Genomic DNA, 21315 nt, shown 5'->3' with positions numbered 1-21315 from the left:
CCTTGTTGCCGGGTGACCGATATTGGGGTGGGGGGTAGGGGCGCGGTTTCCGTGCCCAATGCAGGGTGTCGCTGGGTCGGGTAATCCTTAAAACTGATCCTTCAGATTACGAATATGGGCGAAGGTCTTGATGGGATCTTGGGTGTGGGCGATGGCCATTAGGGTGGGGTGGTCCCAACGGAGAAAGGGGTTTGTCTGCTTCTCTAGGCCCAATTCTGAGGGCACCGTTGCTCCATCCTGCTGGCGGACAGTTTGGACTTGGGCAAACCGGCTTTGCAGGGCGGAGTTCTCGGCTTCGAGGGTGAGGGCGAATTTTAGATTGCTGAGGGTGTATTCGTGGGCACACCAGATGCGGGTGGTGTCGGGTAGCGATCGCAGTTTTGACAGGGAATCTACCATCTGGGCTGGAGTCCCCTCAAACAGCCGCCCGCACCCCCCGGCAAAGAGGGTATCGCCGCAGAACAGTTCTCCCCAGGTATTGCCCGGAACTGGGGGAAAGTAATAGGCGATATGGGCGCGGGTGTGGCCGGGGACGAAGAAGACTTGGGCGCTGCGTCCGGCAAAGCTGACAGTGTCCCCAGACTTGAGAAACACCTGCTGACCGGGAATGCGATCGCGGTCTTTCTCGCCACCATAGACCACCGTTTCGGGATAGCGCTGCAACAGGGCCAGATTAGCCCCCACATGGTCTCCATGGTGGTGGGTGTTGAAAATGGTGGTGAGGGTCGCCCCCAATTCCGCCAGCTTTTTCAGCACAGGTTCCGCCTCAGCGGGATCCACCACCGCTGCCGTCGCAGTGTCTGGGTCATGGAGGAGGAAAATGTAGTTGTCCCAGAGGGCATTGAGACGGTGAATGTGCATAACAAGCATTTCAGGTAACCCAATAATACCAAGTAGGGGCGAAAGGCTTTTCGCCCTCTGCTTTTCGCCCTCTGTTTTTCGCCCTTTGCAGAACTGGGGGCAATCAGCCGAACAGCCCATAGGCATCTCCCCCCTCCAGTGTAGGCATCCCAACCTCTCCGCAGAACCACCCATCCCCTTCCCCCGCCCCTACCCTAGATCCGCAACTCCGCCGATGGCCGAGCCATCACATCTCCGTAGAGTGTTCAATACGGGAATTCCCAAGGTATCTTTGCTAACCTAGAGAATCCCCGCAGGCATTCTTCTCCCAGTCACGCCATACCGGCCCAGACGGGGCTCTAGATCTAGATTCCAGGGAGTCGGAAGCTGCCCCACCGCATCGGCTAGGAGCAATCGTCATGGTATTAGTTCCACAGAATCGTCCCGCAGGTGTCTCTCCGTTGATACAGGAGGCCATGCGGCAACGGCGTATTAGTCGCCGTGACCATCTGGCTCTCACCTCAGCCCTTCTGTCGGATCCAAGCCTTGATGCCAGCAATCGCAGCCAAATTAGCCATCTTCTCGATGCCATCCGTCAGGGCAAAGTGGTTTTAGTAGACTAGTGTTCCGTTGGCATCAGGGGAAACCCTATGAGCCCTATGGGCGCTCCAGAAGAACATGGAAATGACCCACGGGGCCTTGGCCCCGGCCCAGCCGCAGGGCATAGTGTAGTGCTTGAGTGACGTAGTCCTTGGCCCGTTGGGTAGCGGCGAGGGGACTGTGGCCGAGGGCAAGATTAGCCGCGATCGCGGCAGCTAGAGTACAACCCGTCCCATGGGTATCCGTAGTCTCCACGGTTTCGGTACGGAGAGTAATCGCCTCATGGCCATCGAACCATAGATCCACCCCCCGCAGATCCCCCACCATGCTCCCCCCCTTGACGAGCACCGCCTGGGGACCGAGGGAGTGAATCGTGCGAGCTGCCTGCTCCATATCCGCCAGGGTATGAATCTCGATCCCCGCCAGTATCTGAGCTTCGTAACGGTTAGGGGTCAACACCGTCGCCAAGGGCAGCAGCGCTTGGCGTAGGGTATCAATGGCCGCATCATCGATCAACTGGGCTCCCGTGCGGGACACCATCACTGGGTCCACCACTAGGGGCACCGAGGCCAAGGACTTTAGACTTCCCACCACCGCTGCCATAATGCCCGCATTCAGCAGCATCCCCGTTTTGATCCCCTGGACGCCGATATCGGACACAACTGCCTCAATTTGGGCCGTCACCGCTGCTGGGGAGAGGGCATCGACTCGGGTCACCCCACAGGTATTCTGGGCAGTGATGCAGGTAAGCGCACTGGTGCCGTGGACCTGATGGAAGGCAAAGGTGCGGAGATCCGCCTGGATACCCGCACCACCACCACTGTCGGAGCCCGCAATCGTTAAAGCCACGGGGGGCGTTAAGGCAACCGCCATCTCTTAGCGACTACCGGGCCGTCGCCGTTGCAAGAACTCTGGGATGTCCAGGGTGCCGCTGTTGCCGCCAGCCCCTCCCGTATTACTACTGCTCCCTAGGGGAGGAGACATCAGGCTGGTGCGCTGAAGGGGCGTAATCCGGGCCGCTGTTTCCTGGCGGATCTGCTGGCTGTCAATGTTGAATCCGGTGGCAATCACCGTGATCCGCACCTCTCCCTGAAGGCGATCGTCAATGACTGCCCCAAAGATGATGTTGGCGTTGGGATCTACCGCTTCGTAGATAATCTCAGCGGCAGCATTGACTTCATGGAGGGTGAGATCGCTGCCCCCCGTAATGTTGAAAACGGCCCCAGAAGCGCCATCGATGGATGCTTCTAGGAGTGGAGAGGAAATAGCTGCGATCGCAGCTTCCCGCGCCCGAGACTTACCAGAGCCAATACCGATACCCATGAGGGCAGAGCCCGCGTCAGCCATAACCGCTCGCACGTCGGCAAAGTCTACGTTTACCAGTCCCGGAATCGTGATGATGTCAGAGATACCTTGGACCCCTTGGCGCAGCACATCATCCGCCGCCTGGAAAGCTTCTTGCACCGGGGTCTGCTCCGAGATCACCGATAGCAGCTTGTCGTTAGGGATAACGATCAGCGTATCGACACGGGTTTGTAAGGCACTAATGCCCTCTTCTGCTTGTGCCGTCCGTCGCCGTCCCTCAAAGGTAAAGGGCCGCGTCACTACGCCTACCGTCAGAGCTCCAGCTTCCTTCGCCACCTCCGCAACGATGGGGGCAGCTCCCGTCCCTGTACCGCCCCCCATACCAGCGGTGATGAAAACCAGATCTGCTTCCTCTAAAGCCGCTGCAATCTCATCCCGCGACTCCTCCGCTGCTTTTTGGCCAATGGCAGGGTTGCCCCCGGCCCCAAGACCCCGAGTGAGTTTCTGGCCGATGGGTAGCGCGTTTTCAGTATGGACGTTGCCCAACGCTTGGGCGTCCGTATTGACTGTCCAAAATTCAATCCCGGACACGCCACTACTGATCATGCGATTGACGGCATTACACCCGCCACCACCGACGCCGATCACTTTAATTTTGGCAATGTTGCTGGGCACAGTATCACCGTTTAGGAGCATCTCTCCAGTCATTACTCCTCGGCCACTGGATAGGCTGTCAAGGTGACCAGAGTTCGTTATGGGAGTCGAATAAGCGACTACCTTACCATCAGTTGACACTAATGCTTCAGGACTCTCCTGAACAGGTTGTAGCCCATCGACTGAAAGACAGTCTGAGTCAGGGTTTGTAGGTATCACTTCGTTGGACATAGCATCCGCTGGGCACAGGCAACCGAAGTCTAGGGGGCCGACCCTGAGCAATTTCAAATCACTATAGGCCACTTCACCTAGAAAAGCCAAACTGGGGTGGATCCACTAAATAGGGCCGAATTGCCCCTGATTGGCCGTCGTTAATCGAAGATTTGCTTCGGCTTTAAGGGTACTCAGGGATTCCAAAAATGGCTCATAAATATGACGCCATATTGCTTAAAAATTCACCCAACCTTTATGTCTCCTTAAGAATACTCGGAGTCATCCCTCGGAGCCATCCCTGGAGCCAGTGTCTAGGGTCGCCCCTTGCAGTACGGGCTGCTCAGGATTGCTGAGGTCTAAATAGGCTTGAGGAGGAGCTTGATCCGACTCCATCAGGGGCCGCAATTGGGCCAAGGTTTTGAGCTGCTGAGCAAACTGATGGGCTTCGTAGGGACCAAGATGAACGATGCCCTGGTTGGTGTGCAGGATCAAATTGCTGGGATCCCGCCAGTCTAATCGGTTCACCGTGATGGGGCTGGCCTGAAGGGCGGCATAGAGGCTGCGCCACTGCCCCTCATAGACGGGGGTATAGCCCTCAACTACCAAGGTGGGCAGGGGCCAGTCGGTGACAAAGGCACTGAAGCTGGCTTGGGGAAGCCAGTTGCCCATAGCGTCTAGTAGTCCGGGCTCCTGCTGGGCGGAGAGAACGGGGGCGGTAACAGCCACCAGTTGCCGCTCCTGCACCCATACTTCTAGCCGAGGGGGTAGCAGATGTCGGACCACTGTGGCCTCAGTGATGGGAGACTGCGATCGCAACAAATCTGCGATCGCCTCTGGTTCCAGAGCCAGGAGGGATTGGGGATAGTCCAGGGGCAGCAGGGTTTGAATGGTTTCATCAGTGAGGCGCTCGTTGCCCTGGACCACCACCTGAGCCGGACTCTGAATCAACCAAAAAGGCTGGGCCAGCAGCCAACAGGCCCCCGCCGCCAGCCCCGACACCGCCGTCGTCCGCCACAGGGTTTGGAGACCCCGGAGCCGCCGCTGCTGACGCAGTTGCCGACGGCGTGTGGCCAATTCTTCTGGAGAAAGGGAGATAAACTCCGACATGCGACCTCGTTAGATTGACGATTGGACAACAGGAAATCTGGCTGAGCTGGCTGATAAGAATAGATTACTCGGCGACAGGCAGGGCGGGTTTTGAGCCTCCCATCCTGAATTACCCGGTACATACGGGCTAAACCCGCCCCTACGGAATTTACCTCAACACCCCACTCCCCGGCAGGGCGAGCACCGCTCGCCCCTACCCCCACCTACCCACACACGAGCACCGGTCACCCGGCAACAAGGGCAACCACAAGGGATTGCCCCTACGGAATACAGGAGAGGCAGAGCCTCCAGAAGAGGCACCCAGGCAGAGCCAGGGCACCAGGAAATCTCCCCAACCCCCCAATACCCCATCTCCCCAATACCCCCCCACCCTCACACCCATCCACCCTCACACTCCTCCATGCCCCTCCCCCTCCCCAGCATCCAACCAGGACTCTCGCGATCGCAACGCTGGGCTACGGGCAAGGCGCTGCGGAAACAGGTGCCCCGCTCCGCCCATGGCGAGTGGCAGCCCGCGACCCTGCGCCCAGATCCCGTAGATCTGATTGAGCAGTCCAACCAGGGGCGAGATCCCGGTTTAATTCCCCTGCGCCATGGGCGGATGCTGGCTTCCCCCTTCACCTTTTTTCGCGGCAGTGCGCTGATTATGGCCACCGACATGGCCACTACCCCCGTTACAGGGTTGCGGGTGGAAGCCTGCGGCGATTGTCATCTGCTCAACTTTGGCGGCTTTGCCACCCCCGAGCGTAATCTGATCTTTGACCTGAATGATTTTGACGAAACCCTACCTGCCCCCTGGGAATGGGACATTAAGCGCCTAACCACCAGCCTGGTGATTGCAGGTCAGGATCTAGGCTTCTCGGAGGCAGACTGTGGGTCCATCGCCCAAAAAGCTGTCCACGCCTATCGGGACTCGATTCGAGACTATGGCCAGCAGAGGGCCTTGGAGGTGTGGTACGCCTGCCTAGATGCGGAACTGGTGCTGGACCACGCCCCCAGTGAGGAAATCCATCACCACTGGCAGGAGATGATTTCCCGCGCCTACAAGCGCACCCCCGAACAAGCCTTTGACAGTCTGACGGAAATCGTGGCGGGGCAACGGCGATTTCGGGAGGAGCCGCCCCTGGTGTACCATCCTGCCGATTTTGACACCTACTTCCAGACCATCGAGGCCCTCTTTAGTCAGTATCGCCAAACCCTTCAAGACAACCATCAGTTTTTTCTGGATCGCTACCATCTGGTGGATGTGGCGGTGCGGGTGGTGGGGGTGGGAAGTGTCGGCACCCACTGCGGGGTGGCGCTGCTCATGGCGGATGAAACGGATGGGTTGATTCTGCAATATAAGGAGGCCCGCCCCTCCGTACTGGAGCCCTATGCGGGCAAAAGTCCCTATGACCACGAGGGGCAGCGGATTGTCAGTGGTCAGCGCATGGTGCAGGCCGCCAGTGACATCCTGCTGGGATGGACCAGCGATCGCACCGGACGCGACTTTTATTTCCGTCAACTGCGGGACATGAAAACCGCCATCCGCCTTAAGGGCATGTCGGTCCAGGGCTTGGCGGCCTATGGGGAAATCTGCGGCTCTACCCTGGCTTTGGCCCATGCCCGCTCTGGCGACCCGGCGATGATCGGCGGCTACTTGGGCAAGGGGGACGGATTTGATCGGGCGGTGGCCAACTTTGCCCTGGCCTATGCCCGTCAAAATCAGCAGGACTACGAGGCCATGCAGGCCGCTGTAGCCTCGGGGCGTTTACCCATCCAGGCAGCGATTCAGGAGGAGGGGTAGGGCCAGATGGGTGCCACTCTCCGGCCCCAGGGCAACCCTCAAGGTGATGATGCGGGCATCGAAGACCGTACTGGTGGCGGCGGGCGCTCCCGTGCCGGGGTTGAGGGCGTAGGCCGGGAAACAGGAGGCGCTGAGGCTGAGGCGCAGGGTATGGCCCGCTGCGATCGCAATGCAGGTGGGCTGAAGCGGCACCTCACAGCGATGAAACTCATCCGGGGGCACATCAAAGCGACCATAGCCCTGGGTAAAGGCATAGACAGTTCCATTGGGCTGCACTTCAGACAGCACCGCGCTGAGATCAAAACTAGGGGCATCCGCTTGGCAGGTCACCGTCACCGTCACAACCCCGGCCAGGGTACACCTTTGGAGAAAGGGGGCACTGGTGTAGGTGAGAACATCACTGCGATCGTCCAACTGCGATCGCACATAGGGACCAGCGGGGATAGCAGCATGGCCCCCTAGGGAGGGCACGGGTCGCCAGGGATCATGGACCAGCACGTCTATCTCCGGTGGCACCTGGGACGGTGACGCAGCCTGGGCAGGAGGGTGCAGAAATTCCGGCCCCTGATCTCCCTGCACCCCTAGCGTCACGTTCTCCTCAGACAGAGCCTCCACCAACTGCCCCTCCTGGGGACGCATGGTCGGAATCCCCCGACTTCGGGGATACCAGAGATAGGAATTTCCCTCCGGCCAGCGATCAAAGCTGCGCCAGTAATTCCGGCCCATCTCAAACAGCCGCACCGGCGGTTCCGCCATCAGCCCCCTATCCTTTCCCTTCAGCCAATGATCAAACCAGCGGATTTGCAGCCGATCGATGGGACTGTGGGCCTCGGGGCCAAAGTCGCGATCCCCCAATCGCCGCCCCCAGGGTAGATGGCCCCAGGGACCGACCCATAGGAGTTGGGGCTGCTGGCTGCGGTGGGCCATTTCCTGATAGAGGCGCAGATCTCCCCGCAAGTAAGGGTCAAACCAGCCCCCCACATGGAGCATGGGCAGATCCACCGCCCTCAGATCGGGAATCAAGCCCTGCCAGTAGGCATCTGGGTGGGGGTGGGCCAACCAATCATGCCAAAAGGACTCAGGCCCATAGCGGCTGAGAACCTCCGGGGCGGCGGGCACCGCGTCGGTGTAGCTGCCCTGACGAGCAGCCCGATACAGGGCTTGATAGGCCACCCGATCCCCCGCCAGTCGCGCTGTCTCCGCCGCCAGTTGCATCGCCCAACCTGCCCCCGCCTGGAGCAGCAGTGCCCCATTTTCGTAGGCCCAGTCGGCGTAGGGATGGTAGCCCACCATAGCCGGAGCCAGCGCCTGGAGGGCAGGGGGCTGGGCCTGGGCGGCGTAGAGCTGGGTCATGCCCTGGTAGGAAAAGCCATACATGCCCACCCGGCCATTGCTCTGGGGCAACTGGGCAGCCCACTCCACCGTGTCATAGCCATCCTCGACCTCGTGGGCAAATAGCTCAAAACGACCCGCCGAGGTGCCCCGTCCCCGCACATCCTGGATCACCACCAGATACCCCTGGGCGGCGTACCAACTGGGGTGGGCGTAAACCACCGTGGAGGCGATGGCCCGTCCATAGGGCTGGCGCATGAGCAGGACGGGGAACGGGCCATCTCCCGGCGGCAGGTACAAATCCGCATCCAACCGCACGCCGTCGCGGGTGGTCAGGGATTGGGTTTGTTTCCGGTAGCTGGGCATCACAACTAGTGGTCTGTCAACTTTGCCTTTGTAAGTGCCGTAGGGTGCATAACGCTAAGGCGTGGCTTCGCCCACGCGAAGCAATGCACCGCAAGGATGTCATGCCAAGAACAGTCATCCCCACAAAATCAGGGCTGACCAGAGCCCTAGGACGCGACGGGAACCAGGACATCGGTGCGGCGCAACACGGCAAAGTCCTCCGCATCCAGTTCCGCCGGGGTGCCGCTGCGGATCAGCTCAGCAAAATCTTCATTCGGGACCATGATGCACAGGGCATAGAGGCGGGTGGGGCCGGTATTTTCCACCACATGCACGCCATTGGGGGGCACGAGAATGCTGTCTCCAGCCCCGATGGTCACGGTCTTGCCGTCGCAGGTGGCGAGTCCTTCTCCCTTGAGCACAAAAAACATTTCGACAGCGACCTGGTGGCGATTGGGGGGCGTCTTGCCCCCCACATCAAAGATTTCCACACAGTAGGTTAGGGACATGTTGGCAATAACAGGGTCAAACACCAGGGCCAAACGGTTGCTATCCGTGGGGCTAATGCGAAAGGCTTGGTAGTCCACCGGGGACTTGATGATGGGCAGAACGCAACTGGTGGGGACCGCACAACTCGTCGGGTTCATGGGGCAGGCTCGGGAAGATTAGAAAAACCGTAGTCAGGGACTCGCAGGAAAATAACGTACCCGCTGATCGGGCTTTCTCCTGAAGGGAGAAAACCTGGCCACTTGCTACACGATTAACCCGCAGATCCCTAACTCCCTCCCTTGATAACAGAGCCCTTATAGGGTGGGGGTAACCCCAGCAACATTCTTCATAGCCCGTCCAGCTCATCTCCGCCGCGCTACACAGGGATCGCCGATTGGAAATATAGTAGGGAAAATTCTCCCTAGTTCTAGGGCGTGTGGACAATTAACGAGGTAACCCTTGCGGGGTAGGCATGACCACGCCCGCCCTACTGAAGCAGGCTAGGGGCTGTAACCGCCCTATAACCAGAACTCTGGCTTTGATTGTCCACAGCCCCTAGTACTGGGGAGAATAGTCAGAACAAAATACACTTGCGGACGAGGTTAGGAGTCACCACCATGCGACAGGTCAACTTTGTCGTCATCTTTGTCATTAGCCTTGCATTGGTTCTGTTCGGTATTGAAAATACCGACCCCGTCGCAATCCATGTTGTGCAGGGTATTGATATAGAAGCCCCCCTCTGTGTGGAGCTGATTGTGTCCATGGGTATCGGGGCTGTGCTGGCCTGGGTGTTTAGTGTCTGGGTGCAGGTGCAGGGCTATGTCTCTGTGGGCAAACAGGTCCAACAGCGCGAACTTCGGATTCAAGAACTGGAGCAAGATGTGGAGCGCTATCGGGTGGAATTGGAGGAACAAAAGCCGTTGCTCCCTGCTTCTAAAGACGGCGACGGGGATGGCAGTGAAGCCTATGCCAACTAAGCTAATTCGGGAGGCCATGGGATTCAGTTTCCCCACGACACCCCAGTCTCAACTCGATAGGGGGCACTGGGGGTAATGGCGGTGTCCCTGGCCCAAAATGCGATCGCGTTTCTCATCGATCTGGCGGAAAAAGGGGAAATTGATCCCTGGGATGTCAAGGTCATCGATGCCATTGATCGATTTTTGCAAACGCTACGCACCGACCCCGTCCGGTTACCGGGGCCGGGACAATCCCCCTATGAAGCTAGTCTGTCGGAGTCGGGCCAAGCCTTTCTCTATGCCTCTATGCTGGTGCTGCTGAAGGCCGATACCCTGGTTCGGGCAGAGGTCGAGGCGGCAGAGGCGGCTCTAGAGGTAGACCCCTTCCTAGAGGAAGAAGACCTAGCCCACATTCCCCTGCCCCGGAATTTGGAACACCATCTCCATCGACGTGCGATCGCACCTCCCCCTGAGCGCCGCCAAGTCACCCTCCAGGAACTCATCGAGCAGCTCGAAACCATTGCAGCGGTGATGGTGGACCAGCCCCCCCGCGTCCGCGCCCGCCGTGCCCGTCCCCATCCCAAGGGGCAGGCGGTACGGGCCATTACCCAACTGGCCCACCAGGAAAACCTCTCAGAAATTGCCGCTGCATTAGAACTCTTTCTAGACCAGTATTGGGAAGAGATTGAGACGGAACTGCGCTGGCTCGATTTTGAAGAATTGCTCGTCCAGTGGCCCAAATATCGTCCCGCCATTTTGGTCGATGACCATGTACCAGAGGATCCCATCGAGGCGGAGAAACATGAGCGGGTGGGGGTATTTTGGGGGCTGCTGTACCTCTCCGCCCAGTCCAAGGTGGAGCTGTCTCAGCAGAAGTTCTACCAAGACCTCCAGGTCCGCAATCTCAAGCAGGTTCCCCTCGACGAGAATGATCCCGAAATCCCCGCCTTTGCCCTGCCGGACTAGTGGATTGTCAGTTTTTATAGCGCTTCCCTAATGGATAAGGTACAGCTCAACTTGATGGCAATTCGGGGAACAAGGGGCTTAAGCCCCTTGCCTGTACTTAACCCGAGTGAGAAGCGCTATAAATTGTGAGTTTGCGTAGGTTGGGTAAAACGCAGTGAAACCCAACAGCAGTCGGTCACAGTTGGCTAGGGTCGATACCCAGTTCCTGGAGTTTGGCCCAGGCGCGATCGCGTTCCGCTTGAGCGCGATCGCGTTCTTCTTGGGCGCGATCGCGTTCTTCTTGGGCGCGATCGCGTTCCTCAAAGACCTGATCCGGGTCTTGAAAGGGGGTGCCATCGGGATAAAACACCCCCAAGCCATCCTCAAATAGCTCAAACCGAATCCCCAATATGGGCGAACTCCAGGGAAGTTGCATTGCCATCACCGAGGTAAAGTCTTCCCCAGGGGAAGAGCGCACCAATCCCCAGAAATCAAGGGATTCTGGATCATAGAAAAACATTTCCAACACCCCATAGCGGCTGTAGAACTCCTGCTTGGCCAGCATTTCCCGAGCGCTGTTGTTAGGGGAAATAATCTCAAAGACCACCTGGGGGGGAATGTTTTCCTCTTTCCATTGCTTATAGCTGCCCCGTTCTCCAGCGGGCCGTCCTAGCACCACCATGGCATCGGGGGCTTGGGAGGGGGCGGGAGGCTTTTCTACCTGGACGGGATACCAGAGCAAATCCCCCGCCACAAAGGCGACCTGATCCTTTAACAGCCGCTTCAGATTGCTGACCAGACGCACAATCCAATCGTACTGGACGGTATTTTCGGCCATGGGTTTGCCATCGGAATCGGGGTAGAGGAAGGCCGCGAGGTCGGTGGGGGTAGGTGGCGGTGCGGTGGGGACGCGGTTTAGGGTCTCAACATTCACCATGGCGAGGGTTGGGGTGGAGTTGTCAGGGTGTGCCTATTCTAACGGGCGGGTTGTCCTGGAGAGGGGACGGGTTCCGAGACAGGGATCTGGACTACGCAGCGGCCCAATCCCTAGGAACCCGTCCCCTGGCGGAGTGTTGCGGGGACAGCCCGATGACTTTTCATCTCCTCGACTCCAACGGAGTAATGGAGCGGAGCGGAATCGTAGACGCGAAACGGCTTCTCTGGGAGTAACCTCTCGGTCTAAGAGCCAGACCAGATCCCTCCCTGCGATCGCACCTCCCCCCGAGCGCCGCCAAGTCACCCTCCAGGAACTCATCGAGCAGCTCGAAACCATTGCAGCGGTGGTGGTGGACCAGCCCCCCCGCGTCCGTGCCCGCCGTGCCCGTCCCCATCCCAAGGGGCAGGCGGTACGGGCCATTACCCAACTGGCCCACCAGGAAAATCTCTCGGAAATTGCCGCCGCCTTAGAACGCTTTCTGGACCAGTATTGGCAAGAGATTGAGACGGAACTGCGCTGGCTCGATTTTGAAGAATTGCTTGTTCAGTGGCCCAAATATCGCCCCGCGATTTTGGTCGATGACCATGTACCGGAGGATCCCATCGAGGCAGAGAAACATGAGCGGGTGGGGGTGTTTTGGGGGCTGCTGTACCTCTCCGCCCAGTCGAAGGTGGAGCTGTCTCAGCAGGAGTTCTACCAAGATCTTCAGGTCCGCAATCTCAAGCAGGTTCCCCTCGACGAGAATGATCCCGAAATCCCCGCCTTTGCCCTTACCAAAGACGTTATGATAAAGCAATAGATGCTTGTCAAAGTGCAATTGTTCTTGCTCCCAAGGACTCTGAATTACAATTCGATCTTGCTGGCGTTTACTACCACCAAGGACGTTATGTTGAAGCAACAAATATCTGTCAAAGAGCAATTGCTCTTTTTCCTGAGGAAGACACTCTTTACATTGGAATCGGTATCATTCACTGTGCTCAAGGACGTTACGAAGAGGCAATCACCGCTTACCAACAGGCAATCAGACTCAACCCTAAATCTGCTCCTGCTCACTACAGTTTTGGCGAGGTTTATCTAAAAAAAAATAAGTTTTCAGAAGCAGAATTAGCTTTCCGAAATGCCTTAGATTTGAGTGATGAACAATCTCAATATCGCAACATATTCTTTTTCGGGTTGGGCTTGGTAAATGCACTACAGAATAACAACGACACGGCTTTAGAGAACTGGCAAAAGAGCCTATCCCTCGCAACGGATACCTCTCCACAAGCACAGCTAGACCGTTGCCTAGTTCAACTAGCCCTAGCCGCTTCCCCAACCATCATTGAAGAATTCGCCACCACTATCCAACAGGTCCAATCTGCCAAAGGGCTCCTCAAAGAATCCCTGGAAATGGCCCAACTTCTTGCCCGTTGCCCCCAACCGCCCGCAGACATTGACCAAGCTATAGCCCTGCTGCAAGCTGCACTAGAGCAGCCCTAACCCTGACTCTTTTGTGCCAGGGGACAGGTTCCTGGAGAGTAACCGGATTCACCGCAACGCTACCGTTCAGGAACCTGTCCCCTTAACCACTCCAACCTGCCCGCCAACCCAGGGGACAGCTTCCTGGCATATTCCGGGATTCACCAAAACGCAACCAATTAGCCACCCTGCGCCAGGGGACAGGTTCCTGGAGAGTAACCGGATCTACCAAAGCGTTTCCGCTGAGGAACCTGTCCCCTTAACCGCTCCAACCTGCCCGCCAACCCAGGGGACAGCTTCCTGGCATATTCCGGAATTCACCAAAACGCAACCAATTAGCAACCCTGCACCAGGGGACAGGTTCCTGGAGAGTAACCGGATTCACCGCAACGCTACCGTTGAGGAACCTGTCCCCTTAACCGCTTTTAACCGACCCCAGTCAATCCAACAGAAGGTGCTGAATTGACACCTGCGGTTCCGCCATCACCGTCATAAACTGACGATAGGCCGCCGTGCCGCCCACCTGAGCCAACACCTCCGCCGATCGCGGCAACGTTCCCTGGCGCAACCCCACATAATCCTGATAGCTCGAAAATAGCCAATCCTCCGGGCGCTCCACCAAACCCGCCCTCACCGGATTTAGGTGAATGTAGCGGGTCAGATGCAGCAGATACTCATCGCGATCCACCCATTTCGTCTGAAATCGCCCCCCAAACAACGTCCCACTGCGGCCATAGCGGTGATTCATCCCATGGGTGTAAGCCAACACAAAGCGCTGCATTGCCCTCGACAACCCAGGCTCCCGCAGAAAAACCAGAAAATGGTAGTGATTCGGCATCAAACAGTAGGCCGTCACCACCACTGTCTGCGTGGCCACATGGTGGCGAAACAACCGCAGAAAGTGCCCATAGTTCTCCGGTTCAAAGAAAATTGCTTGGCGATTGTGACCGCGATTGTAGAGGTGGTAATAACGCCCCGTCGCCAATTGCCGCACCCGTCTCGGCATCCCTTTTCTCCCGCAACTCCCTCGCCACCTGCCCCACCAGGGGACAGGTTCCTGGCATATTCTAGGATTCACGAAACGCTACCGTTTAGGAACCTGTCCCCTTTGCCACTTCCGCCATCCACCCAGTCAGGGGACAGGTTCCTGGCATATTTCGGATTCACGAAACGCTAGCGTTTAGGAACCTGTCCCCTTTCCCGCTTTTCCCTCATCTACCCCGCCAGATTGCTCTATTCTCTACCAAATCCGAAAAAACAAGGCTAGATGATGGTTCAAGCAAATCCCAAATCATTAACAGTTGATGAATTTATCGCCCAATATGGCGACCAAGACCAGTGATATCAATCAGTGGTAGCGTGGGTCGAGGGACGAGACCCACGGGCTTACTGAACTACAACGATCACTCGCCGCCCCACTTCCCTGTGCGCTATGGTCGTCAAAAAGCTCTAATCGACATCAAAGTAGGGCAAGGCGCGATCGCAGAATTTCCACCTGCTGCTGAGCCTCCGCCAGGGCATCGCGGGCACCCTGCACCACATCAGCGGGAGCCTTCGCCACAAAGCCTGCATTGCCCAATCGGCCCGAGAGCGCATTGATCTCCCCTTCGATCTTGCCCAAATCCTTCTCCAGCTTGGCCCGCAGCGCTTCCACATCCACCACCCCCGTCAGGGGAATCAACACCTGCACCGTGCCCACGACCCCAGCGAACAGCTTGGGTTCCGGTTGGGGCTGGGGAGTCTCTAGGGGTTCCGGGGCTGGAGCCGGATCTGGAGCCGGGACAGATGCGGGCGTCGAGGGAGCGGGTGTCGAGGCAGCGGGCGTCGGCACGGAAGCGGGTGTAGAGGAAGACTGCATCCAGGATTGGGTTTGGCCCACGATTTGCCGTCGCCATTCCCCGATCTTGGCCCAGGTCGCTTGGCGTTGCTCCACACTGAGGAGATTTTGCCGCACAAACCAGAGGCTATAGCCCACCCCCACCAGCTTCAACACCCCGGGGATAAGGGGAATACTGTCCAGAGCGCCAAGAACGGCGGCGATGACCTGCAACGTAATCACCAGGGTTAGCAGCAACAGCAGCGTAATGGCGGGACGGCGAAAATCGCTGAAGAAGCGATTCAAATAGGTCAGAGGTTCCTCTAGTAAGGGGCGCATCGTCACCCAAAAGTCCGTCACCTCCGCCGCGATCGCTTCCAGAGCTGGGCCTGGGTCTACAGCCTTGGCGACGGGGGATGCGGCAGCTTCCCCATTGGTGCTGGGGGAGGCGGCAGCTTCCGCCCCACTGCGAATCCTCAAGGTTTCCACCTTGGCCAAATCCTGGATGTAGGTTTGGGTGGCCTGGAGAATGCGGCGCTCTTCGGCACTGGCGGATTGCAGGATGGTTTCAATCTGGATCGAGGGCTTGATGCCCGCCTCTGCCCGCAGATTGCGGATGGTGCGAATGGTCCCAATCAGCAGGTCAAACTGGGTTTCCAGATCCCCGTTTACGAGTCCCAGATTCACCTCAGGGTAGGCTTGCAGGGCCAGAAACTGGCCCTCCTCCGCCTGGGTCAGGGTGTGCCACACCTCCTCGGTGATATGGGGCATGAAGGGGTGGAGCAGTCGCAGAATACCGTCTAGGACCTGAGCCAGGGTTTGCTGGGCCACCCGCTTGGAGGGACCGTCACCCTGAAGGCGAGACTTGACCAGCTCGATATACCAGTCACAGAAATCTCCCCAGATGAAGTCATAGAGATCCTTCGCCGCTTCCCCAAAGCCGTACTTGTCCAATTGGGTTACCACCCGCTGCACCACGCCGTTGTAGCGGGAGAGAATCCATTGATCCGCCAGTTCCAAGGTGCTGGGATCCGGGGAGCCCAATTGCGCCGGGGTTTGCCCCTCTAGATTCATCATCACAAACCGGGCAGCGTTCCACAGTTTGTTGGTGAAGTTACGGGAGGCTTCCACCGAGGGCGACTCATCGGTCTGGCGGTTGTACTCTAGGCGAATGTCCTGTCCGGCCCCGGCCACCTCTCGAATCAGGGTGTAGCGCAGGGCATCGGTACCATATTTCTGAATCAGCACCAGGGGATCGATGCCGTTATTTTTGGACTTGGACATTTTCTGGTTATTTTCGTCCCGCACCAGCCCGTGGACATACACCGTTTCAAAGGGCATGGTGTCGGTGAAGTGCCCCGCCATCATGGTCATGCGGGCCACCCAGAAGAAAATAATGTCGAAGCCCGTAACTAGGGCACTGTTGGGATAGTAGGTCTGGAAATCTGGGGTCGTCTCGTCGGGCCAGCCCAGGGTAGAGAAGGGCCAGAGGCCAGAGGAAAACCAGGTGTCCAGCACATCAGGATCCTGCTCTAGAACCACATCGGGGCCAAATTGGGCCACGGCCTGTTCCCGCGCTGATGCCTCGTCCAATGCCACCACAAAGGGGGTGTGATCTGCGATCGCACCCTCAGTTTCGCTCACCGCATACCAGGCAGGAATTTGGTGGCCCCACCAGAGCTGGCGAGAAATGCACCAATCCCGCAGGTTCACCAGCCAATCGCGATAGACCTTGGTCCAGCGATCTGGGACAAAGCGGGGGGAGTTGTGATTGTCCAGGGCATCCAGAGCCTTGTCCGCCAAGGGCCGAATTTTGACAAACCACTGGGTAGACAGCAGGGGTTCCACGGGGACTTTGCCGCGATCGCTATAGGGCACCGTATGGCGATAATCCTCCGTCTTCACCAGCACCCCATCTTGCCGCAGACGCTCCACCACCGCCTTGCGGGCCTCAAAGCGATCCAACCCCTCAAACGGCCCCGCATGAGCATTCAGCGTGCCATCCCGATTCATGATGGTGATCAGGGGCAGATCGTGGCGCTGCCCCATGGCAAAGTCATTGGGGTCATGGGCCGGGGTCACCTTGACGCAACCCGTGCCAAACTCCCGATCCACGTAGTCATCGGCAATGATGGGAATCTCCCGCCCGAGGATCGGCAGGGTCACCGTTTTACCCACCAGATCGCCATAGCGATCATCCTCAGGATTCACCGCCACCGCCGTATCCCCCAGCATGGTTTCGGGGCGAGTCGTAGCCACCTCCAGATAGCCAGATCCATCCGTCAGGGGATAGCGGAAATGCCACAGATGACCCTCCACCTCTGTCTGCTCCACCTCTAGGTCCGACACGGCGGATTGGCTGGCAGGGCACCAATTCACCATATAGTTGCCCCGGTAGATCAGCCCCTCCTGGTAGAGGCGGGTAAAGGCGGTCATCACCGCCTGGGACAACCCCTCGTCCATCGTGAAACGTTCCCGGCTCCAGTCCACGGACACCCCCAGTTTCCGCAACTGGTTCACAATCTTGCCGCCGGACTCAGCCTTCCACTCCCAAGCCCGCTCCAGGAACGCCTCCCGTCCCACCGCTTCCCGGCTCTTGCCCTGGGCCTGGAACTGCTTTTCCAAAATAGTTTGCACCGCAATACTGGCGTGATCGGTCCCCGGCAGCCACAGCGTATTGCGCCCCTGCATCCGCTGATACCGCACCAAGGTATCGATCAGGGCATGTTCAAAGGCATGACCCATGTGGAGACTACCCGTCACATTGGGGGGTGGAATCACCAGGCAAAAGGGCTCCCCTGGGTGATCCGGATCCGCCTGGAATACATGGCGAGCTTCCCAAACCTGCTGCCACTTGTCCTCCGTCACTGACGGATCATATTGGCTGGAGAGGGTCGGAGTAGGTGCCGTCATCGTAAATAGGGGAGCTAGAAGCCTTTAATTACCCCATGATTCTGCCACATTGAACACTTCAAACACTTGGCGGCAGCAGTATCTAAGGCGATCTCCTACTTCTGGTTCCGGGCTACTGTTGCCGGTAAATGCCCACTGGTCAATGGTGGATAGGCTCCACTGCTTGCCCCGGTGGTCAAATCCAGCCACCTCCAACCCAATGACGCGGCGATCTTGGTCTGGCCCAGAGCAAAACCGAATCTGCACCAGCAGACTACGACACTGGAGGCGGCGGCTCACCCCCGGAAAGTGGAACCCCAGATCGATGGAGTCGGGGTCCACCATGGCCTGGGTGTCGTAGTCATTGGCCCAGGGGTTGAGATCGGCCCGCAAGTCGGGGAATTCCGTCTTGAAAAGGCCCACAACGGCGGCAATTTTGCTGGCGAATTCGATACTGGTTGCTTGTTCCGCTGCGTTCACGCTTCACCTTGTTTGTAAACGCGAAGTTACAGCATAGGATAGCGACTACCACAGCGCAGTCAACACCGTTACCCACAACACCCTTACCCAGAACATATACGCCAAAGCCCACCGATGGTGCGGCGGGCTTTGGCTCAAGCAATAAGGCAGAGAATTGGGGTGTCAACGTAAGCCGAGACAATATGGGCTCCGAGGAATTCAGGAGTTAGGAGCCAGAAGGGTACTGAATTCTAGCCCCTAACTCCTCCCCAGGAGATTGGTCCCGCTTTGAGTTGATACCCGGAGTTGATACCCGTCTAAATTTGAGGGCCTTGGTTAGGAGAAAGAACGCCTTTACAGGTTTGCAGCAGTCCTAATTCCGATTCGCCCGCTGCACCTAGGTTATGGAAGCCTTGGAGGGACAGGGGAATGGCCACGCCGTTCTCACTGGCGATCGCGGGGGAAGTTGCGATCGCAACGTCATAGCCATAGGTTTCTTGACTATAGCTGTTAGTAATTTGCAAAGCCAGATTGCCCCCGCTCAATCGCCCTTGAAAGCAATCAAAGGAGGATAGGGGCATGTAGATAGCTCCAATCACCCGATCGCCTTGAGACTCGAACACCATGTACCCAGCGCCCAGTTGCTCCGGGGTGGGGGCTTGACCATAAAAGTACACCCCATCTCCCAACAGGGGGTCAGCGGTAGCGGTAGATCTAATGCCTCCCACGTTGGGGGTAACGGGTTCGGCCTGAGCGATAGCCCCCACCAACAAGGCTCCCACAAGGCCACTGACGAGCACCCCCAGCCCTAGATGTAATCGGTGACCTAGCCCCAACATCGCTGCCGCAGACGGTAGCGTCAGAACAGAGCCCTCAGAGGCGAGGGAAAGTTGGCGAATTGTGCTGAGTTTGATCACGATGACCCTCCTTGGGGCTGAATTTCTCTATATTTGTTATTTGGAATACGAATGATCGTAATTCCAATGTAGTGGACCCAGCATCCCGCTGGTGGGGGAGTTTCCCCGGCTTTAACATCTCTTCGCAGAGAGGTAAAGGAAAGCAGTAATTAGGGCCGTTATATCTGCCCTGATTTAGGAATATCGTGATTGCCAACGGAATACCATCCCCGTCGTGCCACCTCAGAAATCGACCCCCCTAGCAGTGGGGCGATCTCTACCGTCCCCAACCACCCGGCATTAAAATGACCGGGCTAATCGCTGCCATTCTCTAAAGAGAACTCAATGCTCAGGAGTCCTCTTTAAGAGGACGGTAGCTATGAGCGGCGGAATTCCATTCCGGCGCGGGGTAGCAGCAGTGAGGTGGTCGAATTTTTGTGCGGGATGCTGATCTCCGGTGGGCGATGCTCCCCCTACGCTTAAGTCAGCCCAACATTTTCTGGTCCCCTCTCCCCGTGGGAGAGGGCTAGGGCTTCGGCGTGAGCTCAGCCGAACGGTGAGGGGCCGAGGTGTACCACGATAGAACGGTCAGAGTATTTACGCCGCAGACCACTAGCGACTGCTGTAACGGGCAATGGAGCCAGGTCTAGGGGGATTTAGTCCACCCCGCGCTGCAACAGGATAGGCTAATAGAATAGGCCCACAGTAGGAATACCCAGGGAGGGGATGCTAACTACGGGTATGAACGACTTGACCCAGGCGTTTGATCCAGTCCAGGTGCCGATCAAACTGCTGTTGTTTATTGATAAACGCCCCAGTTCTGGCGAATACGCCCAGCAACTACGTCACCATCTCAAGACACTGGGAGGCGATCATCCCTTCAATTTAGATGTGGTGGATGTCAGCGAACAGCCCTACCTAGCCGAGCACTTCAAGCTCGTGGCCACCCCAGCACTAGTGAAATTTTCCCCTAGACCCCAACAGGTGCTCAAGGGCAGCACCATCGACTCCCAACTCGATCATTGGTGGCCCCAATGGCAACAGGAGGCGGAATTAACCTTGGAGTTGCTCTACCAACAGCGCCTACATAATGCCAATGGCCACGGTTCGGATCAGGAAAATCTGGTCCATTCCATTGAGATTATGAAGCTGTCGGATGAAATCTTTCGCCTCAATCAAGATCGGGAGGAACTAGAGGCCCAGTTGCGCTTTAAGGATCGAATTGTGTCGATGCTGGCCCATGACCTCCGCAATCCCCTCACGGCAGCCTCCATCGCCGTAGATACTCTGGAGATGGGGCATCGGGCTCAAACCCTAGATCAAAAGCCAAAACTGTCGTCAGAGCTCACCTCCCAACTCCTGCGCCACGCCAAGACCCAGATCCGTGCCATCGATCGGATGATTACCGATATTCTGCAAACGGCAAAGGGGGCAACTGCTGATTTGCAAATCCAGCCTCAGGAAACCAACCTGCGCCTCCTCTTGGTGGATGTGCTGGAGTCGATGAACAGCAAAATTCACCATAACCAACAGACCCTTGATGTAGAAATTCCCCAGGATTTACCCCACGTCTATATTGATGCTAGCCAGGTGCAGCGGGTGCTGTGTAACCTACTGGATAATGCGATTAAGTACACACCAGTGGGGGGACACATTAGCATCTGCGCCCTACACCGCACCACTCAAAAGGTCCAAGTAATTATCAGCGACACGGGGCCAGGGATTCCGACGGAGAATCAGGAAAAAATCTTTGAAGAAAGTTTCCGACTCCAGCGAGATGAGGCTAAGGATGGCTACGGCTTGGGTCTGGCCCTCTGTCGGCGCATCCTGCGGGCACACTATGGCCGCATCTGGGTTGAGTCTACGCCGGGGGTGGGTAGCCAGTTCTTTTTCACTTTGCCAGTCTATCGGTCTTGAAAAGACTCAAGGCGTACATTCCGCCATCTGATCCGCATCCACTCCGTTACTCCTGCGGAGCAACGGACCCAACCCAAAATGTTGGGTAATGCCCGGAAGAAACAGAGGGAAGTTTCTTAGAAGTCGCTCCGCGAACAGCATGACAATCAGCCCGTCATTCCGAGCGCAGTGAAACGGAGAGAGGAATCTCGATCCCTCAGCGTAGTCCGAGATCCTTCACGACGCTTTCTGCAACCCGCTACATTGGGCGCGGAAACCGCGCCCCTACCCCTTTCTTGAATGCCGTTAGCCATACACCCAATCACGGGTCACTTCAATCCTGGATTACCCGGCACTGGGTAGGGCGGGTTTTGAGCCTCCCATTTGGG

The 21315-nt window shown here is 57.5% G+C and carries 18 protein-coding genes; 7 read left to right on the top strand and 11 right to left on the bottom strand.

Annotation, left to right across the window (positions count from 1 at the left end):
• Positions 1–87 precede the first annotated feature (87 nt).
• On the bottom strand, positions 88–861 hold the full coding sequence (gene gloB, locus LEP6406_RS0201930) for a hydroxyacylglutathione hydrolase (protein WP_027268712.1): 774 nt from the start codon (positions 859–861) through the stop codon (positions 88–90).
• Between the two features lie 398 nt (positions 862–1259).
• Between gloB and LEP6406_RS32555 the strand changes: the two genes are divergently transcribed.
• A complete protein-coding gene (locus LEP6406_RS32555; RefSeq protein WP_008307834.1) occupies positions 1260–1463 on the top strand; it encodes a hypothetical protein in 204 nt (67 codons plus the stop codon).
• 34 nt (positions 1464–1497) lie between these two features.
• Here the strand turns inward: LEP6406_RS32555 and thiD are convergent, their stop codons facing one another.
• From thiD to LEP6406_RS26255, 3 genes are all read right to left on the bottom strand, one after another.
• Positions 1498–2313 (bottom strand): bifunctional hydroxymethylpyrimidine kinase/phosphomethylpyrimidine kinase, encoded by an 816-nt coding sequence (gene thiD, locus LEP6406_RS0201920; RefSeq protein WP_008307836.1) that lies wholly within the window; start codon positions 2311–2313, stop codon positions 1498–1500.
• Positions 2314–2316: 3 nt separating this feature from the next.
• Positions 2317–3441, bottom strand: coding sequence for a cell division protein FtsZ (gene ftsZ / locus LEP6406_RS0201915; RefSeq protein WP_202807503.1), 1125 nt, complete (start codon positions 3439–3441; stop codon positions 2317–2319).
• A 450-nt stretch (positions 3442–3891) separates the two neighbouring features.
• Complete coding sequence (locus LEP6406_RS26255) at positions 3892–4719, bottom strand: cell division protein FtsQ/DivIB (protein WP_008307840.1); 828 nt, start codon at positions 4717–4719, stop codon at positions 3892–3894.
• Positions 4720–5119: 400 nt separating this feature from the next.
• Here LEP6406_RS26255 and LEP6406_RS0201905 point away from each other — a divergent pair, with 400 nt between their 5' ends.
• A complete protein-coding gene (locus tag LEP6406_RS0201905; RefSeq protein ID WP_008312806.1) occupies positions 5120–6505 on the top strand; it encodes a DUF2252 domain-containing protein in 1386 nt (461 codons plus the stop codon).
• On the opposite strand, the gene LEP6406_RS0201900 is transcribed toward LEP6406_RS0201905, so the two are convergent.
• The gene (locus tag LEP6406_RS0201900) at positions 6470–8203 is read right to left on the bottom strand and encodes a CocE/NonD family hydrolase (RefSeq protein ID WP_008312804.1); all 1734 of its coding nucleotides are present in this window, start codon (positions 8201–8203) and stop codon (positions 6470–6472) included. The two genes, LEP6406_RS0201905 and LEP6406_RS0201900, sit on opposite strands and share 36 nt — an antisense overlap.
• A gap of 146 nt (positions 8204–8349) precedes the next feature.
• The gene (locus tag LEP6406_RS0201895; RefSeq protein WP_008312802.1) at positions 8350–8829 is read right to left on the bottom strand and encodes a cupin domain-containing protein; all 480 of its coding nucleotides are present in this window, start codon (positions 8827–8829) and stop codon (positions 8350–8352) included.
• A 459-nt stretch (positions 8830–9288) separates the two neighbouring features.
• Between LEP6406_RS0201895 and LEP6406_RS0201890 the strand changes: the two genes are divergently transcribed.
• Positions 9289–9648 carry a lipopolysaccharide assembly protein LapA domain-containing protein gene (locus LEP6406_RS0201890; protein WP_008312800.1) on the top strand — a complete coding sequence of 120 codons (360 nt, stop codon included), beginning with the start codon at positions 9289–9291 and terminating at the stop codon, positions 9646–9648.
• A 75-nt stretch (positions 9649–9723) separates the two neighbouring features.
• On the top strand, positions 9724–10593 hold the full coding sequence (locus tag LEP6406_RS0201885; RefSeq protein WP_008312798.1) for a segregation/condensation protein A: 870 nt from the start codon (positions 9724–9726) through the stop codon (positions 10591–10593).
• A 175-nt stretch (positions 10594–10768) separates the two neighbouring features.
• Here LEP6406_RS0201885 and LEP6406_RS0201880 read toward each other — a convergent pair whose 3' ends face one another.
• Positions 10769–11509 (bottom strand): Uma2 family endonuclease, encoded by a 741-nt coding sequence (locus tag LEP6406_RS0201880; protein WP_008312795.1) that lies wholly within the window; start codon positions 11507–11509, stop codon positions 10769–10771.
• Between the two features lie 133 nt (positions 11510–11642).
• Here LEP6406_RS0201880 and LEP6406_RS26250 point away from each other — a divergent pair, with 133 nt between their 5' ends.
• Complete coding sequence (locus tag LEP6406_RS26250) at positions 11643–12308, top strand: segregation/condensation protein A (protein WP_051463597.1); 666 nt, start codon at positions 11643–11645, stop codon at positions 12306–12308.
• Positions 12305–12988, top strand: a complete 684-nt coding sequence (locus tag LEP6406_RS31820; protein WP_081748137.1) for a tetratricopeptide repeat protein — start codon at positions 12305–12307, stop codon at positions 12986–12988. The genes LEP6406_RS26250 and LEP6406_RS31820 overlap by 4 nt, the downstream gene beginning before the upstream one ends.
• A 418-nt stretch (positions 12989–13406) precedes the next feature.
• Here the strand turns inward: LEP6406_RS31820 and LEP6406_RS0201860 are convergent, their stop codons facing one another.
• From LEP6406_RS0201860 to LEP6406_RS29905, 4 genes are all read right to left on the bottom strand, one after another.
• Positions 13407–13973 (bottom strand): transposase, encoded by a 567-nt coding sequence (locus LEP6406_RS0201860; RefSeq protein ID WP_008312787.1) that lies wholly within the window; start codon positions 13971–13973, stop codon positions 13407–13409.
• A gap of 453 nt (positions 13974–14426) precedes the next feature.
• Positions 14427–17696 carry a valine--tRNA ligase gene (locus LEP6406_RS0201855; RefSeq protein WP_008312785.1) on the bottom strand — a complete coding sequence of 1090 codons (3270 nt, stop codon included), beginning with the start codon at positions 17694–17696 and terminating at the stop codon, positions 14427–14429.
• 24 nt (positions 17697–17720) lie between these two features.
• Entirely contained in the window at positions 17721–18155 is a 435-nt protein-coding gene (locus LEP6406_RS0201850; RefSeq protein WP_008312783.1) for a hypothetical protein, read from the bottom strand.
• 296 nt (positions 18156–18451) lie between these two features.
• A complete protein-coding gene (locus tag LEP6406_RS29905) occupies positions 18452–19051 on the bottom strand; it encodes a hypothetical protein (RefSeq protein WP_008312781.1) in 600 nt (199 codons plus the stop codon).
• A gap of 720 nt (positions 19052–19771) precedes the next feature.
• Here LEP6406_RS29905 and LEP6406_RS0201840 point away from each other — a divergent pair.
• On the top strand, positions 19772–20947 hold the full coding sequence (locus tag LEP6406_RS0201840) for a histidine kinase (protein ID WP_027268750.1): 1176 nt from the start codon (positions 19772–19774) through the stop codon (positions 20945–20947).
• The last annotated feature ends 368 nt before the right edge of the window (positions 20948–21315 follow it).

Source organism: Leptolyngbya sp. PCC 6406, from assembly GCF_000332095.2.
Taxonomy (GTDB): domain Bacteria; phylum Cyanobacteriota; class Cyanobacteriia; order Phormidesmidales; family Phormidesmidaceae; genus PCC-6406.
The sequence above is the reverse complement of the archived record's forward strand: the minus strand, read 5'-3'. Positions and strand labels throughout refer to the sequence as shown.

Coding starts and splice junctions, on each gene's coding strand:
- gloB (WP_027268712.1), bottom strand. CDS start 861: ATGCACATTCACCGTCTCAATGCCCTCTGGGACAACTACATTTTCCTC.
- LEP6406_RS32555 (WP_008307834.1), top strand. CDS start 1,260: ATGGTATTAGTTCCACAGAATCGTCCCGCAGGTGTCTCTCCGTTGATA.
- thiD (WP_008307836.1), bottom strand. CDS start 2,313: ATGGCGGTTGCCTTAACGCCCCCCGTGGCTTTAACGATTGCGGGCTCC.
- ftsZ (WP_202807503.1), bottom strand. CDS start 3,441: ATGCTCCTAAACGGTGATACTGTGCCCAGCAACATTGCCAAAATTAAA.
- LEP6406_RS26255 (WP_008307840.1), bottom strand. CDS start 4,719: ATGTCGGAGTTTATCTCCCTTTCTCCAGAAGAATTGGCCACACGCCGT.
- LEP6406_RS0201905 (WP_008312806.1), top strand. CDS start 5,120: ATGCCCCTCCCCCTCCCCAGCATCCAACCAGGACTCTCGCGATCGCAA.
- LEP6406_RS0201900 (WP_008312804.1), bottom strand. CDS start 8,203: ATGCCCAGCTACCGGAAACAAACCCAATCCCTGACCACCCGCGACGGC.
- LEP6406_RS0201895 (WP_008312802.1), bottom strand. CDS start 8,829: ATGAACCCGACGAGTTGTGCGGTCCCCACCAGTTGCGTTCTGCCCATC.
- LEP6406_RS0201890 (WP_008312800.1), top strand. CDS start 9,289: ATGCGACAGGTCAACTTTGTCGTCATCTTTGTCATTAGCCTTGCATTG.
- LEP6406_RS0201885 (WP_008312798.1), top strand. CDS start 9,724: ATGGCGGTGTCCCTGGCCCAAAATGCGATCGCGTTTCTCATCGATCTG.
- LEP6406_RS0201880 (WP_008312795.1), bottom strand. CDS start 11,509: ATGGTGAATGTTGAGACCCTAAACCGCGTCCCCACCGCACCGCCACCT.
- LEP6406_RS0201860 (WP_008312787.1), bottom strand. CDS start 13,973: ATGCCGAGACGGGTGCGGCAATTGGCGACGGGGCGTTATTACCACCTC.
- LEP6406_RS0201855 (WP_008312785.1), bottom strand. CDS start 17,696: ATGACGGCACCTACTCCGACCCTCTCCAGCCAATATGATCCGTCAGTG.
- LEP6406_RS0201840 (WP_027268750.1), top strand. CDS start 19,772: ATGAACGACTTGACCCAGGCGTTTGATCCAGTCCAGGTGCCGATCAAA.